Source organism: Mesorhizobium sophorae, assembly GCF_002270415.1.
Taxonomy (GTDB): domain Bacteria; phylum Pseudomonadota; class Alphaproteobacteria; order Rhizobiales; family Rhizobiaceae; genus Mesorhizobium; species Mesorhizobium sophorae.
The window spans coordinates 79,977-94,344 of sequence record NZ_NNRI01000022.1 but is presented as its reverse complement, the minus strand read 5'-3'; the positions used below and the strand labels follow the sequence as shown (position 1 = coordinate 94,344).

The window sequence follows — 14,368 nt, the reverse complement described above, 5'->3', positions numbered from 1 at the left end:
GCCAGGCGCGAAGGATACTCACGCCTTAACGGCACCCAGGCCGGGCGAGGGGATCAGGCCGTTTGGCCGCAGTAGCAGCAGAAGCACGACAATTCCTAGGCCGATCGGGTCACGGAACTCCTGCATGTCAGGCGGAAGAAATGCAGCGAGGTAGATTTCGATAAAGCCGAGCATAAAGCCGCCTGCCACCGCGCCGCGCAAGCTGCCCAGGCCACCGAGGATGGCGGCGATGAAAGCCTTGAGAACCGGAGTGAAGCCCATCAGAGGATCAACCGAAGCTCGCTGCGAAACCCAGAGAACCGCAGCCACGCCGGCGAGAAGACCCGACAGGGCGAAAGCTCCGGCGATGACGGTATTGGCGCGGATGCCCATCAGCCTTGCTACGGCGAAGTCCTCCGCGGCGGCGCGCATGGCGATACCGTGCTTCTGGTATTTCATGAACCAGTCCAGGAAGCCCAGCATGACGACCGTAGCAACTATGGCGACGATCTTGTTGTTGCCAATGACAAAGCCCGCCACGGTAACGCTCTCCGAAAGGAAATTCGGCAGAAGAACGGGCTGGGAGCGCGAGGAAATCAGATTCTGAAACAACACCTGCAGGACCGTCGCGACCGCGAAGGAGGTGATGAGCATGGTGGCGCCGGAAGCATTGCGCACAGACCTGAATGCCACGCGCTCCATAAGGACTGCGAGGACAGTCGAGGTCAAAATTGCCAAAGCCACTGATAGTGCGAACGGAACCCCGTGCAAACCGCAATACATCAGCACGTAACCGGCGGACGTCATCAGTTCGCCATGGGCGAAATTTATCAGCTTCATGATTGAGAAGACCACCGCCAGCCCGAGCGCCAGAAGCGCATAGGTTCCTCCCAGGGCAATTGCGTTGAGGGTTTGCTGCACGAAGAAATCCATACTAATTTCCCCCCAAATAAGCATCCTGAAGAAACGTCGTCGATTTCAGCTCCGAAGCATTGCCTTGGAAGACGATGCGACCGCTGGCCATTACATAGCCTCTATCGGCAACTTCCAGGCACATTGCGACATTCTGTTCCACAATGGCCATTGTGACCTTATGTTCTCGCAACCTTACGATGAGCTCGAAGATTTGTTCGACGATCTTTGGAGCCAGACCCAACGAGGGCTCGTCAAGAAGCAAGAGCCTTGGTCCGCTCATCAAAGCGCGACCGACGGCCAGCATTTGCTGTTGCCCTCCCGAGAGGGTCCCTGAGAGCTGGTTACGTCGCTCATAAAGGATCGGAAACAGTTCGAAGACCCGTTCCCAGGCCTCGGCCACCTTCTGTTTGCTGACAACGCTATATGCTCCCATCCGGAGATTGTCAGCGACACTGAGTGTGGGAAATATTCGACGCCCTTCGGGCGACAACGTCAGGCCAGCGGACACCAGCGTTTCGGGCTTGCCATTCGTGATTTCATGCCCATCGAAAACGACTTTTCCGGAAGCGAGCGTGACCAACCCGACAAGGGCATTAAGTGTGGACGACTTGCCGGCTCCATTGGCCCCGAGAAAAGCTACGATTTCTCCCGCCCGGATCTCAAAATCGATCCCGCGCACCGCCTCCACGGCGCCGTACCGCACCTTCAAAGACGTTGCTGTCAGGAGCGCACTGGCCGCTTGGATATCCTCCTGGCGGATTGGTCTCATTTGCCACTCCTTCCCAAATAGGCTTCGATCACGGCCGGATTGCTCTTGATCATGGCCGGCGTTCCCTCCGCAATCACACGGCCCTCATTGAGCACTACGATACGATCGCAGAGTTCGTTGATGAGCTTGAGGTCATGATCTACCAGCAGCACGCCGATCCCCAGATCGGTGGTGAGACGACGCAGAGTTGCCATCAAGTTGTCGGTCTCTTCCCGGTTCATTCCCGCAGCAGGCTCGTCAAGAAAGAGAAGAGAAGGCTGGCACGCCAAGGCCCTTGCGATTTCCACACGTCGTTGATCGCCGTAAGAGAGGGTTTGGGCAACCTTGTCTGCAAATCCGACGATGCTCATACGGGTTAGCGCGGCTTCGACACGCGCGCGGGCGTTGTTTCCACCATGCGTCGCAAGCGCTGCAACCTCCACGTTTTGGTACACGGTCAGATTTGAAAACAAACGGATATTCTGAAAGGTGCGGGCGATACCCTTTTCGGCGATCCTATGAGCTGGAACATCGTTCAGCGAACTGCCCCCCAGCGTGAACTTGCCATCTGTCGCAGTCAGTACGCCGGACAATATATTTAGAAGCGTGGTTTTGCCCGACCCGTTGGGACCGATGAGGCCGACAATTTCGCCAGCCCTGAGCGACAAGGATACGTTATTTACAGCCAAAAGCCCACCGAACCGCTTCATTATGCCGGCGGCCTCGAGTACTCCGACCGTTGTCACTCCATTGGTTATTGCAAGCTCTCCGGCTTTCCGGTCGATATTCGTTCGGCCGGGGAACAAGCGTTCTTCCCATTCTTTTAGACCTGTCAGCCCGTCGGCCTTCCTCGACATGGCAAACAGGATGATGAGAGCGATACCGATCTGCGTCGCGCCGAAGAACTGGGGAAAGTGCATACCGGCGAAGTCGAAACCGCCTTCAAGCCTGCGGAGAATCTCGGTCACCAATGTGATCATCACTGCGCCGCTGACAGCGCCGGTAACGGTAGTCATTCCGCCCAAGATCAACATTGCCAGAAGCTGGAAAGTGTCGACGAAGAAGAAAGTCTTGGGGCTAAACGCGCCTAGAAAGTGCGCCAGCAGAGCTCCCGATAGAGCCATGAAGGCGGCGCTCACAACCCAGGCTACCAGCCTTTCCCGGGGGACATCCACACCTGCGGCGCGGGCCGCAATACCGTCCTCGCGGCTTGCCCGCAGGCGTAGGCCATAGACTGAATCGCGATAGAAACGTGCAACGACCAATGCGATGGCGCACCCAACAGCGGCCACAAGAAGCGATGTTTCCCGCTGAACGCCGATGAAGGTTCCGGACCCGCGAGTGACGTCGCGCCAACCGATCAGGATTCCATGCACGATTATGAGTAGGCCCAACGTAGAGATAGTCGCGACCGCTCCCTCCATACTACGCAACGTCAGCCCCACGAGAAGGGCGACCAGCATGGTAAGCAGCACGGCTATCACCGTGGCGGGGATAAGGCCCATTTCAGTCGACGACAACCAAGCGGGCAAGTTGGGGAGGGTGGCTATCTTCGTCGGTATCGGCAGCGTCAGAATTGATGACGCGTAGGCACCAATCGCCATAAAGGACAGGTGCCCAAAACTGAGGATACCGCTGTTCCCGCAATAGACGCCCATGCCCGCGACAGCGATCAGCGAGACGAAGAAGACCGTCAGCACCCGCTCGCTGGAGGCGCCCAGCAGGGCCGCAGCCAGCGACGCCAGGACGATCAAGCCGACCCAGACGACGGAGGCAAGGACAACATGGCGCCGCGATTGAGTAGACATAACACCCCTGCGCTATTTTTCTTATGGTTCTGTCATTTTATTTTTAATGTCAATCCATTGCGCTGGATGTGATCTTTTTTTTTCAATTCTTCTGCAGCTTGAAACCGAGTCCCGGCCGCGTACACGGCTCCGGGAATTGGACAAGTCAACAGCGGCACTGTCGAGGGCGGAAATATCAAGGCGACGCTTGAAGTTCCGCAACAACTTCGCTGGTTGTGACCTGACGACAGTATCCTTTGATCGTGCGCAATGAGTTATCGTGGCGTTCCTGCGTATAGGTCAGGCATGCGTCCGTAATTTGAGTGACCAGATAGCCGAGGTCACAAGCATCGCGGATGGCGCTTTCCACGCACTGATCGGTAATTAGCCCGCAAACCACTAACTGCTTGACGCCGAGATTCCGAAGGATGTAGTCGATATGGGTGGAGATGAAGACCGAAGAAGAGGATTTTGGCAACACGATCTCGTCGCCTTCCGGGGCGATTTCGTCGATCACCTTTCCGTCCCAAGAACCCTTGGGCACGTGGAAGCCGGTGATCTTGTAGTCGAGCGATCTGTCCCTCCCGTCAAGCGTCAGACTTTCGATCGTCGTGTACATCACTTCGATGCGAGCCTTACGGAAAGCGGCCTGTAGTAATTGCATGTTCGGTATGACACTGGTGTCGAGTTCGTTGAAGTACCAGCCATATCTGGTTTCGAACTCCACCTCCGAAAGGCCTGCGAACTCCGAGCCCTTCCGATGGGCGCTGAAGTTCTGCACGTCCACAAACAACAGTGCCGACTGATCGGGGATGAGTGGCAGGTTGCGGGTTAGAGTCATTTCGGGCCTCCGTTTAAGAAATCCTCGATAGCTGCACCAACAATACCTGCCCAGCGTTCCTGACCTTCCACCGTCCGGATATTATCATTGCGGATCTCGATAAGGCTGTGATGAATGCCCCGCGCCTCACCGTGGCGAGGAACGAACCAGTCGCCAGCGTCGCTGATCTGGTAGGGCTCATTCATTCCCACAACGATGCCGGGAAATCGGCGCAAAACCGATTCTCTCAGATGTATCGGGGTCTCTGCATCGAGGCGAAACAGAAAGCCGATATCCCAGGGGCGTGCCACATTGTTCATTCGCGGTGTGAAGCTGTGGACCGATATCGCCACGGTATGGCGACCGCTGTCCAGACGGCGTCCGATCTCTGCATGGAACGGTTCGAAAATCTGCGCCGTTCGCAAAAAGCGATCGGTAAGCGCGATCTCTTGGTTGCCTGGTATGGTCTTGCCGTCGCTAACCGAAGGAATCGCGTCAGGTGCCTCCGGCGGCCTGTTGCAGTCTATGACCAGGCGGCTATAGGACTGGAGAACGGCAACTGCATCAAGTCGCAGCGCCAGAAGGCGAACAACAGCTGCCGCCCCGATGTCCCAGCCGATATGATCATCGAGCGCCTCGCGCGTAATGCCGAGGTCTCCAAGAGCGGCAGGGATTGCCTGCCCGGCGTGCTCACAGACGAGAAGCACGGGACTTGAACCGTCAGGATTGACGATGTCGCACGGCGCAGGGTCACCCGGCCCCAATAAGCTAAGGGCATCGGCAGCTTGCGTCATGGCTGTATCCACGTGCTAGTGACCGGAAAGACGGCGCCCTGAGGAAGTTCAAAAAGGCTTCGGCCGAGATCGATAATCTCGTTCTCGCCAACGGTCTGCAGGTCGGTGCGCGCAAATCCTGCAAGGAAGAGCATCATCCTCATCCCATTATCCATTCTACTAAACAAACAAGCACCTCCCGCAGAGCAAGTGCGGGGCAAGCATCAAGGCTCCCCTTCGGGGAACAGTGAGTACGAACCCATCTTGTTCATTCGACAGAACGAAATTATTATTTCATTGTCAATCATCCATTTTCAATTGACAGAAAATTTTCATCTCTGCATTGTCTCGGGACGGGAGCTGGAGAGAGCCATGCGAGATCGAAATCGAGCAGCAGATGTGCCCGCCACGGCAGGGTCTCTACAAACTATCGTCTGCAATCCTGGCCACCGCAAATCGCTGACGCGGTTGGCCATCCGTTCGCCGCCGTTGCGCCCGGGAAGATCCTCGCCTGCAGCTTTCCGAAGCGGCGATTCCATAACCCGCCGTTCTCAACCAGAGCATCGCTCTTCCATCGGGTGGTGCCCGCTATGGAAAAGCGGCCTCCACAGACCTTGCGCCGCGACGAGGATTTCCCAAGGATCCGTAACGGACCTTGGGTGTGCGCCAGCCCCTTCAAGAAAGGACAACAATGATCTCTAACCCGCTCATCTTCGCAGCCACGTCTGACATCGCCGGCAGGACCCGAGGAAAGGCGTTTCCGGTTTCGGACCTTGACAAGCGTCTCAAGCGCGGCGTCGGTTGGACACCTACGAATGTAATGATCACATGTTTTGATGCGATCGCCCCAAGCCCCTTCGGCTCGCTCGGCGACCTACTTCTGATTCCCGACCGAGATGCGGGCGTCGAGGTCGACTTTTCAGACGGCGGCCCTGTCGAGCGGTTTATGCTAGGCGACATCACCGATCTCGAGGGGCGCCCCTGGGAATGCTGCACCCGCACGACCCTCAAGGCGGCACTTGAACGCCTTCGGGCGTCTGCCGGCATCCACCTCGTAAGCGCTTTTGAGCACGAGTTCCAGTTTCGCGATCGTGGTGAGGTCATGGCCGATGGCTTCTCTCTGCGCGGCTTCACCCGAAGGCGTCAGTTCGGAGAGACCTTGATGTCAGCTCTCGCTAGTGCAGGACTGACGCCCGATACCTTCATGAAGGAATACGGACCCAACCAGTATGAAGTTACAAACGGCCCAGCTCAGGGTCACCGCTCTGCGGATCAGGCATTGATGCTGAGGGAATTGACCCGGATGACGGCGGTACGCCACGGCGAACAGGTAACATTCTCCCCAATACTGGATCCGGCCAGCGTCGGTAACGGAGTTCATATCCATATGAGCTTCGTTGACGAGTCCGGCGCGCCCACAACCTACGACGAGCAGGGCCCTTGCGGAATGTCCAGGATAACCGCGTCGTTCACGGCCGGCTTGCTCAAGTACCTCGATTCTATCGTAGCGCTGACGGCGCCCTCCGACATCTCCTATCTGCGATTGACGCCGCACCGCTGGAGTGCGGCCTACAACAACCTCGGTTTCCGGGATCGCGAAGCTTCGGTCCGGATATGCCCCGTGACTTCTGCTGACCCCGATAAGGTCGCGCGGCAGTACAATTTCGAATACCGCGCCGCGGATGCGGCCGCTTCGCCCCACCTAGCCCTGGCGGCCATAGTCCATGCCGGGGCTCAGGGCATAGAAGAGGGGCTCCCGGCCCCCCAGCCGACGCAGGAGGACCTATCCTCCCTTTCGGAGGTCGACCTTGCCGCCCGGGGCTATAAAAGGCTTCCCCAATCGCTTGAAGAAGCGTTGCAGCGCTTCGAGCAGAATGAGGTCGTGACTCGATGGTTTCCCGAAAGCTTTGTTCCAGTGTACACCGCTCACAAGCGTGCCGAGATTGCGCACTTGGGCGATCGCGACACCAGTTCGCGCTGCGCCGCGTATGCCGACGTATATTGACCGCGAATCAAACACGGCTGCAAGAAAGAAGTCCAAGGCCTGCACCCGTCCGCTGGCTCCGTTGAAAACCTCCGGAGCCAGCGGATCGAACTTGGAACGGTGTATTCGTTTGCGACGGCATCGGGAGTGGGCGCAGCCACTTGCCACAGTCAGCCACTACCGCCCGCATCGCCCATTGGCGCGGTGCCCCAAAAGCCGATCGCCGATCTGACTGAGCCGCCAAAATGGACCGGCTGGCCGAGATGCGCTCGCTCATACAGCGCCCTGTTCCGGCTGCATGATGAGCTTGTTCAAGCTCAAACGACGCAGGGGGCCGGGGGATTGCCCGGCCGCGATCTCCACGCTGTGCTGCAGGCGTTTTTCATGATCTCTATAATCGCCATGGGCGCGTCTGCCACCGCAGCCGGACGAGCGGTCCCGCAAACCTGGCAATCGCTTGTCGCGATATCGGTCAATCCATTTGCGAACCGTTCGCTGGCAAACATCAACGGCTTTGGCAATGCCCCGGCGGGTCTGCCCGCTCTCGACCCTGCCTTACAATCCGCCCTCGACCGTGTGGCGTCGGACGGGCATGCACGTCATCCGGCCCTGGAAGGATCACTGAAGCTTTACAAGCTCTGCTTCCGACCAGGATCTCACAGACAAGGCTGCTGAAAGCCCATACCTGGCCCCCATAGCTTACCCACATCCACCCAAAGAATGCAGTCGAGATCCGCACCGTTCAGTTAGGTCGACTACAGCATGTCACGCGGATTCACTCTGACCCGTTCGCTCTTGGGGTCAAAGAAGCGATAGCTCTCTTTGACTTTCACCGTTCTCGGTCCGCTTTCCGACTCTACCTGCAGTTCCGTTCCAGCTTTGGCGAACTCGACTGCTATCCACGCTCGGCCCAGATTTCGCTTCAGTACCGGACTAACCCAGCCGTTGGTGGTCGCGCCGACTGTCTTGCCATTGTGAGCTAGTTGCAGACCGCCAGTGATCGCATGCCCCGTTTCGTCGGCTTCGATTCCCACCAGTTTGGTCTGGAGCCCAGTTTCCTTGCGACGCAGCATTTCGTCACGACCGTGGAAGAACCCCTTGTCGAATGCCACTGACCAGCCAAGTCCATATTCCAGTGGCGAGCCACCGGCGTAAAAATCCGATCCAAATAGGAAACCTTTGTCCACCGCAATCGGGAATGCCGCCATGAGTCCGAAAGGCCCGCCCCCATATTCGGCGCAATATCGGGTGAACCTCTCCCACATTCCAGAAGCATATTCGGGGCCGAAATGCACTTCGTAACCCAGCTCGCCGGAAAACCCCACCCGGGCAATCGTGACCGGAACGCCTTCAAAATCAAGCTGCGTCAATCGGTTGTGCTCAAGGTCCGCAATATCGACCGCCTTCTGAAGGACATTGATGGACTTTGGTCCTTGTATGGACAGGAACGTATTGGACAACTCCGTAACCCAGACCTTTTTTCCCTCTGACTTTTCGGCGATCCATTTGCGAGACGCCTCTCGCGTAATGCCGCCATGAATAATAAACCGATCTTCCTTCATCCAAAAAACGATCACATCGTCGATGAGCCTCGCCTGATCATCAAGAATGCTCGAATATAATGTACCGCCAGGCTTGATCTTGCCTAGGTCGTTGACAATTATTCTCTGAATAAAATCGAATGCTTCCGGACCGCACACTCCGAAGCAGCTTTGAAAATGGTATTCTGCAAATCCGACACTATTGCGGATCATCAGGTATTCGGCATCTGGTGATGTAATATGCGATGCCACGCCCCAGCCGCCGAAATCGATAATTGGCGCGTTAAGTTTTTCATAGATCGAATGATATGGTGTTCTCATTTCCATATATTTTCTCCGCCTCTTGAAGCTATGTGGCTGGGTTCAAAAAAGATTGTCGCTCGACCCTGGTATTCCTCGGTAGGCCGTTGATGCCGGAATTAGATCTTTGGGCCCGCGAACCGCCCTCGATCGGCGTCTCCTGGTCAGGTCTCCGCTATCGTCTATCGTCCAGCAGACGCCCCATATCCCAAGCATGCCGTTCTGAAAAAAAATTGTCAACCGCCTCAATAGTCGGCTAGACAGAAAATATATTCCAGCGTAGTTTCTTGGTCGAGCTCGTTCGTGGATGGCTGTTGAAGGGAACTGATACCAAGCAATTTGAGGATCAAGGGGAAGGGGCCGGGCGGGTTTGTCTCGACCTCAAAGAACCGCTTTCTCGGGTTGCTTTTGGCGAGCCAGGCGTCCGTGTCTGGTACTCGGCGGGATCGTCTCAAAGGGCTCCATCGCTGCGTCGAGGGGAAAAGACGAGGAAAGAAATCCCCTGCAAGGGGCGCCTCGTACAGAAAAAGGAGAGAGAAAATGAAACTGAACGTTGTGGCCGTCGTTCTTCCGCTTTCTATTGCCTTAGGTGTGATGTCTGCCAGAGCCGACGATCAAGAGCTCCTTCTTGGCCAGGCTGTGGCTCTAACCGGTACACTCGCGTCATTCGATGTGCCGGTTTTTGAAGGAGAGCGCATTGCGATCGATGAGATCAATGCAGCTGGCGGTATCGGCGGCAAAGTCAAAATTCGGGAAATAGTCAAGGATACGCGATCGGAAGCAGCGCCGACGGCTGTAATGGCTCAAGAACTGGTTGATGAAAAAGTAAATATTCTGATCGCGCCGTGCGATGCAGATCCGTCGTTCGCAGCGGCGCCAATTGCGACGGCGGCACAGATTCCGATGTTTTCAAGCTGCGGGTCGTCACCGGGTTTGAGCCTGATCGGTGGGGATTTCGTCTTCATCAACTACCCAGCCGACAACGTCCAGGCAGCGGTGGCCGCTCAATATGCATATCAACAAGGCTACCGGGCGGCATACGTGCTCTATTCGCCAGATACGCAGTATACCACCATGCCGCTTTATTTCGCCGAGGCCTTCAAGTCGCTCGGCGGTTCGGTCGTGGCCGAGAGCACATATCAGTTGGGGCAGCAGGATTTTTCGGCCGAGGTCACCAAGATCAAGTCGCTGAACCCAGCGCCTGATGTAATCTACACATCTGCATATGAGCCGGACTTTCCATCCTTCTTGCGGCAGCTGAGAGGGACGGGGATTAATACCCCCGTCATAGGATCCGACGGCATTGACACGCCGACGACGTTTTCGCTGGGAGCTGTAGGCGAGGGGCTTGTTTTCACCACGGCGGGCCACCCGGTTCCTGGCTCCGAGATGGAAAAGTTCATGGCCAAGTATCAGACAAGGTATGGACACCCATCGCAGACAATCTACAACGCCGTGGGATATGATCTGATCAAGGTGATCGAGGCCGCGGTGATAGCAAATGGCCTGAAGACCGACGGCGTTGGTCTGCGAGACGCTATTGCCAATTTGGAGAATGTGCAGGGAGCAACGGCGAAGATCACGTATAAGGGGGCACATGGTGTTCCGATCCGTCCCGGATTCCTTATCCGTGTCAAGGACGGAAAGCGTGAGTTTCTGGGCTCGGTACTCCCAGATCCTTCTCTAATCCCTAAGCCGCGTCTCCAATAGCCACAAACGGCTGAAGCCACCGAAGCGGCCCTTTCGTTGTCACGACTATGGCATTGGTCCGGACCCCGAATGACAGCTCGCCTCTCTCGAACACGTCGTGTCTTGGAGTCCCGTGTGCAGAGAAGTCGCCGCCTGTCATTCACCTTCGGACCCCAGACCAGAAACCAATGCCCTTGGATCCATTGCTCGATAACACCAAGAATAGACGCTCAGCATCCCGCCCCTTGGGGCGGCAGGTGCTAGCGCATTAGTTCAAAGCCCGAAGAGCCAGCGACAGATCGAAGTTCAATCCAATCGCTTGACTATTCGGAGTCGGCTAGGAGGAGAAAATCATGGCCCGCGATCCCAAGTATGACGTCTTGTTTGAGCCGATAAAAATCGGTCCCAAGGTCCTGAAGAACCGATTTTACCAGGTACCCCACTGCAACGGCGCCGGGTCTGATAGGCCGGGCAGCCAGGCCGAGCACCGCGCCGTCAAGGCAGAGGGGGGCTGGGCCGCCGTGTGCACCGAAGCCTGTGCGGTGAACCCCGAGGGTGATTTTGAGCCACACACTCTTGCATCCCTTTACGATGATGATGATGTGATCAACCTTCGCCATATGACCGACGAAGTACATCGGCATGACGCGCTCGCAGGCGTGGAGTTATGGCACAGTGGCGGGATCTCGCCGTGCTACGAGTCGCGCGCCGTGCCTAAGGGCGTGGGCCAACTTATGACGGTCTATACCCCGCATTGCGCGGGGCACGAAATGGACCTGAACGATATTCAATCCTGTCATCGAGATTTCGAGAATGGCGCCAAGCGTGCCGTGGACGCAGGCTTCGACATCGTTTATTCATACGGCTCGCACTCGGTCCTACCGTTCCAGTTCCTCTCCAAGTGGTACAACAAACGCACCGACAAGTATGGCGGCTCGTTTGAAAATCGCGCTCGCTTCTGGCGAGAGCAGTCGGAGCGTATCAAGAAAGCTGTCGGCGACCATTGCGCGCTCGCCATTCGGATTTCCGTTGACCAGCTTATGGGCCCGGACGGTCTGGAGGTTCTGGACGACGGTCTGCGGTTCATCGAACTGCTCGATCGCGACGGCCATGTTGACCTGTGGGACGTGAACATCAACGACCAGTTCGAATGGGGCGAAGACGCAGGGCCTTCACGGTTCTTCAAGGCCAACCATCAGGCTCCTTTCGTCAAGCATGTGAAATCCGTCACCAAGGCTCCAGTGCTGAATGTCGGGCGCTTCACCAGTCCGGACGATATGGTGAATATCATCAACAGCGGCCAGGCTGATATCATCGGCGCGGCGCGGCCGTCGATCGCGGACCCGTTCCTGCCCAAGAAGATCGATGAGGGCCGTCTCGAAGACATTCGTGAATGCATCGGCTGCAACATGTGCATCTCGCGCTGGGAACGGGGCGTCCGAATGGTTTGCACGCAAAACGCCACCGCAATGGAGGAATATCGCCGGGATTGGCATCCGGAGAAGTTCAAGAAAGCCGACCAACCGGAAAGCATACTTGTGGTAGGCGCCGGCCCAGCGGGACTCGAATGTGCTCGGGTTCTTGGCGAGCAGGGCCACGAGGTGCATCTCGTCGATGCGGAGAAAGAAATCGGCGGACATATGCGATATGTAAGCCAGTTCCCGGGGCTCGGCGAATGGTGGAGGCTGATCACCTACCGCCAGGCGCAGATAGCCAAGCTCAAGAATATTGAATTGCATCTCGGGCAGCGGCTGACCGCTGAAGACGTGTTGACCTATGGTGCCGACAAGGTTGTTCTGGCCACTGGCGCGCGCTGGCTGGACAACGGATTCAGCCAAGTTACCATGGGAGCCATTCCAGGTATCGACTGTTCTACGCCCTATTTCGCGACACCCGAACAGGTCATGGCGGGCAAAGCAATCGGACAGCGTGTACTGGTATTGGACGCGGACGGCTACTACACGGCCTATTCGATTGCCGACAAACTGGCGGACGAGGGCAAGCAGGTTACCGCGGTCAGCGTGTTCGGCCAGATCGGCTCTTGGACCAACTACACGCTCGAAACACCGTTCATGCAGCGGACCATGCGAAAGAAGGGCATCAAGCAGATTGGCGGGACATGGATACAGGACGTCGAGGTAAGCAACTGCGTCCAGGTCAGGCTGTTCGATCTTTATCGCGACGACCCTAGCCGGACGACGGTTCCGGTAGCCGGGGAATATCCCCGAAAGATGAGCAATGAGGCGACCCTCATGGAATTCGACACTGTGGTCCTTGTAACGGGGCGCGTTTCCAACGATGGCCTCTACAAGGAACTTGCAGCGCAGAAGGATCGCTGGAAGGAAGAGGACATCAAGGGCATCTACCAAGCAGGCGATTGCTACGCGCCGCGCTTTCTTGCCGATACGATTTTCGCCGGCCATCGGATCGCACGCGAAATCACATCCGCCGATCCCCAGACGCCGCTTCCCTACAAGCGCGAACGGATGGTCTGGGGACGGGAGCGGACTTAAAAAATCGGCGCGAAATTGGCGCGTGCGCCACTATTGAACCAGCAATAAACCAGGAGAAACCTGATGACTGAGAAGTACAGCTGTGACGTGCTCGTCGTCGGCGCCGGAATCGCCGGTGCTGGGGCGGCCTACTATCTCTCCGGCCAGAAACTGAACGTGATCCAGGTCGAAACCGATCATCCGGCTTCCGGTCCGACTGGGTCGTCTTCCGCCGTGTGCCACTACTTCTATCTAGACCGCCCGTTATCTTTGCTCGCCAAACGCGGCATCGAGATCCTGAAGGATCTGCCGGGCGCCTTCGATCAGTCCGGTGTTCTCTGGGCATGCGGCCAGAAGACCGAGGCTGTCAATCGAGCCACAGTGGAACGGATACGCAACGTCGAAGGTAGCCGAATTGAAGGACTGACCGGAGCGCAGGCTTCTGAGCTCCTACCGCACATCAACATGGATGGGATAACCTTTGCCGCATGGGAAGACGAATCCGGGCATTGCGATCCCTACGGCGCGACCAACGAGTTGGTGCGCCGCGCCCGTGAAAGCGGCGTGAAGTTCCTAGGCGGACGCTCCGTCACCGACATTCATGTAGCCAATGGCCAAACGACGGGCGTGACCCTCAGTGATGGATCGACCATCACGACGGAGCGCGTAATTCTTGCCACCGGCGTCTGGTCCAAAGCACTCCTGTCCAAGCTCGGCGTAAACCTGCCGGTCTACATTGAGCGTCACTTCATGGCGGTGATGAGCGCCCCAGGCATTGCGCGCAAGCTGCTCCCGCATTGTTGGGTCGACGACACCTACAACTGCTACGCCCGTCCTGAAGGCGAAAATACGATCCTGATTGGAGCGTGGGGCGGCGGCGGCACTTCCGTCGAGAACGAAGCTCTGGCATCAGACCATCATAAGATGAACTATCGCGTCGATGTAGCTGGCCAGTTCGACCGCACCATCACGCAGGAGGAGTCCATCTGGATCATCAATCATCTCATGCCTCGCTCCCCGGAGATCGCCGAATTGGGTATCCGGCCCGGCTATGCGTGCCAGTATGACATGAGCGCGGACCACCTTCCGGTGGTTGATGAGATACCCGGTGCGAACGGTCTCTTCGTGATCGCTGGTTCGAGCGGACACGGCTTCAAGATCGGCCCTGCCATGGGTGAAGCCGTCGCGAAGTGGGCACTTGGCGAACGCCAGGAACTGATGGAGACCTTCTCAATGGCGCGGTTTGCCTAGAACTGAAACCCGTGGTCACACCCGCGTTCCCGAATCCACGTTCAGGGTTTGCGCCAACGCGGGATGTGGCGCTTGCTCCAAGACTCATC

10 protein-coding genes and 1 pseudogene are annotated in these 14,368 nt (G+C 57.1%); 4 read left to right on the top strand and 7 right to left on the bottom strand.

The window, feature by feature from the left end:
• Positions 1 to 18 precede the first annotated feature (18 nt).
• The 5 genes from CGZ66_RS31460 to CGZ66_RS31440 all read right to left on the bottom strand — a co-directional run bounded on the left by CGZ66_RS31460 (position 19) and on the right by CGZ66_RS31440 (position 5,043).
• On the bottom strand, positions 19 to 912 hold the full coding sequence (locus CGZ66_RS31460) for a branched-chain amino acid ABC transporter permease (RefSeq protein ID WP_095090619.1): 894 nt from the start codon (positions 910 to 912) through the stop codon (positions 19 to 21).
• Position 913: 1 nt separating this feature from the next.
• Positions 914 to 1,663: an ABC transporter ATP-binding protein gene (locus CGZ66_RS31455; protein WP_095090618.1), complete on the bottom strand. Its 750-nt coding sequence runs from the start codon at positions 1,661 to 1,663 to the stop codon at positions 914 to 916.
• Entirely contained in the window at positions 1,660 to 3,450 is a 1,791-nt protein-coding gene (locus tag CGZ66_RS31450) for a branched-chain amino acid ABC transporter ATP-binding protein/permease (RefSeq protein WP_095090617.1), read from the bottom strand. The genes CGZ66_RS31455 and CGZ66_RS31450 overlap by 4 nt, the downstream gene beginning before the upstream one ends.
• 175 nt (positions 3,451 to 3,625) lie before the next feature.
• Positions 3,626 to 4,270 (bottom strand): cysteine hydrolase family protein, encoded by a 645-nt coding sequence (locus CGZ66_RS31445; protein WP_095090616.1) that lies wholly within the window; start codon positions 4,268 to 4,270, stop codon positions 3,626 to 3,628.
• Positions 4,267 to 5,043 (bottom strand): N-formylglutamate amidohydrolase, encoded by a 777-nt coding sequence (locus tag CGZ66_RS31440; RefSeq protein WP_095090615.1) that lies wholly within the window; start codon positions 5,041 to 5,043, stop codon positions 4,267 to 4,269. The genes CGZ66_RS31445 and CGZ66_RS31440 overlap by 4 nt, the downstream gene beginning before the upstream one ends.
• A 670-nt stretch (positions 5,044 to 5,713) precedes the next feature.
• Between CGZ66_RS31440 and CGZ66_RS31435 the strand changes: the two genes are divergently transcribed.
• The gene (locus CGZ66_RS31435; protein ID WP_095090614.1) at positions 5,714 to 7,027 is read left to right on the top strand and encodes a type I glutamate--ammonia ligase; all 1,314 of its coding nucleotides are present in this window, start codon (positions 5,714 to 5,716) and stop codon (positions 7,025 to 7,027) included.
• Between the two features lie 252 nt (positions 7,028 to 7,279).
• Here the strand turns inward: CGZ66_RS31435 and CGZ66_RS41905 are convergent.
• Together CGZ66_RS41905 and CGZ66_RS31425 are read right to left on the bottom strand one after the other, a co-directional pair.
• Positions 7,280 to 7,540 (bottom strand): annotated as a pseudogene (locus tag CGZ66_RS41905) (helix-turn-helix domain-containing protein); the annotation flags it as partial.
• Between the two features lie 221 nt (positions 7,541 to 7,761).
• Positions 7,762 to 8,874 carry an aminomethyl transferase family protein gene (locus CGZ66_RS31425; protein ID WP_095090612.1) on the bottom strand — a complete coding sequence of 371 codons (1,113 nt, stop codon included), beginning with the start codon at positions 8,872 to 8,874 and terminating at the stop codon, positions 7,762 to 7,764.
• A gap of 513 nt (positions 8,875 to 9,387) precedes the next feature.
• Between CGZ66_RS31425 and CGZ66_RS31420 the strand changes: the two genes are divergently transcribed.
• The 3 genes from CGZ66_RS31420 to CGZ66_RS31410 all read left to right on the top strand — a co-directional run bounded on the left by CGZ66_RS31420 (position 9,388) and on the right by CGZ66_RS31410 (position 14,279).
• Positions 9,388 to 10,557, top strand: a complete 1,170-nt coding sequence (locus tag CGZ66_RS31420; protein WP_095090611.1) for an ABC transporter substrate-binding protein — start codon at positions 9,388 to 9,390, stop codon at positions 10,555 to 10,557.
• Positions 10,558 to 10,889: 332 nt separating this feature from the next.
• Positions 10,890 to 13,049: an oxidoreductase gene (locus tag CGZ66_RS31415; RefSeq protein WP_095090610.1), complete on the top strand. Its 2,160-nt coding sequence runs from the start codon at positions 10,890 to 10,892 to the stop codon at positions 13,047 to 13,049.
• A 63-nt stretch (positions 13,050 to 13,112) separates the two neighbouring features.
• The gene (locus tag CGZ66_RS31410) at positions 13,113 to 14,279 is read left to right on the top strand and encodes an NAD(P)/FAD-dependent oxidoreductase (protein WP_095090609.1); all 1,167 of its coding nucleotides are present in this window, start codon (positions 13,113 to 13,115) and stop codon (positions 14,277 to 14,279) included.
• Positions 14,280 to 14,368: the final 89 nt, after the last annotated feature.

What these genes read in the sequence shown, in the direction of transcription:
- CGZ66_RS31450 (WP_095090617.1), bottom strand. Translation starts at nt 3,450, where the DNA reads ATGTCTACTCAATCGCGGCGCCATGTTGTCCTTGCCTCCGTCGTCTGG.
- CGZ66_RS31445 (WP_095090616.1), bottom strand. Translation starts at nt 4,270, where the DNA reads ATGACTCTAACCCGCAACCTGCCACTCATCCCCGATCAGTCGGCACTG.
- CGZ66_RS31415 (WP_095090610.1), top strand. Translation starts at nt 10,890, where the DNA reads ATGGCCCGCGATCCCAAGTATGACGTCTTGTTTGAGCCGATAAAAATC.
- CGZ66_RS31455 (WP_095090618.1), bottom strand. Translation starts at nt 1,663, where the DNA reads ATGAGACCAATCCGCCAGGAGGATATCCAAGCGGCCAGTGCGCTCCTG.
- CGZ66_RS31440 (WP_095090615.1), bottom strand. Translation starts at nt 5,043, where the DNA reads ATGACGCAAGCTGCCGATGCCCTTAGCTTATTGGGGCCGGGTGACCCT.
- CGZ66_RS31460 (WP_095090619.1), bottom strand. Translation starts at nt 912, where the DNA reads ATGGATTTCTTCGTGCAGCAAACCCTCAACGCAATTGCCCTGGGAGGA.
- CGZ66_RS31435 (WP_095090614.1), top strand. Translation starts at nt 5,714, where the DNA reads ATGATCTCTAACCCGCTCATCTTCGCAGCCACGTCTGACATCGCCGGC.
- CGZ66_RS31420 (WP_095090611.1), top strand. Translation starts at nt 9,388, where the DNA reads ATGAAACTGAACGTTGTGGCCGTCGTTCTTCCGCTTTCTATTGCCTTA.
- CGZ66_RS31425 (WP_095090612.1), bottom strand. Translation starts at nt 8,874, where the DNA reads ATGGAAATGAGAACACCATATCATTCGATCTATGAAAAACTTAACGCG.
- CGZ66_RS31410 (WP_095090609.1), top strand. Translation starts at nt 13,113, where the DNA reads ATGACTGAGAAGTACAGCTGTGACGTGCTCGTCGTCGGCGCCGGAATC.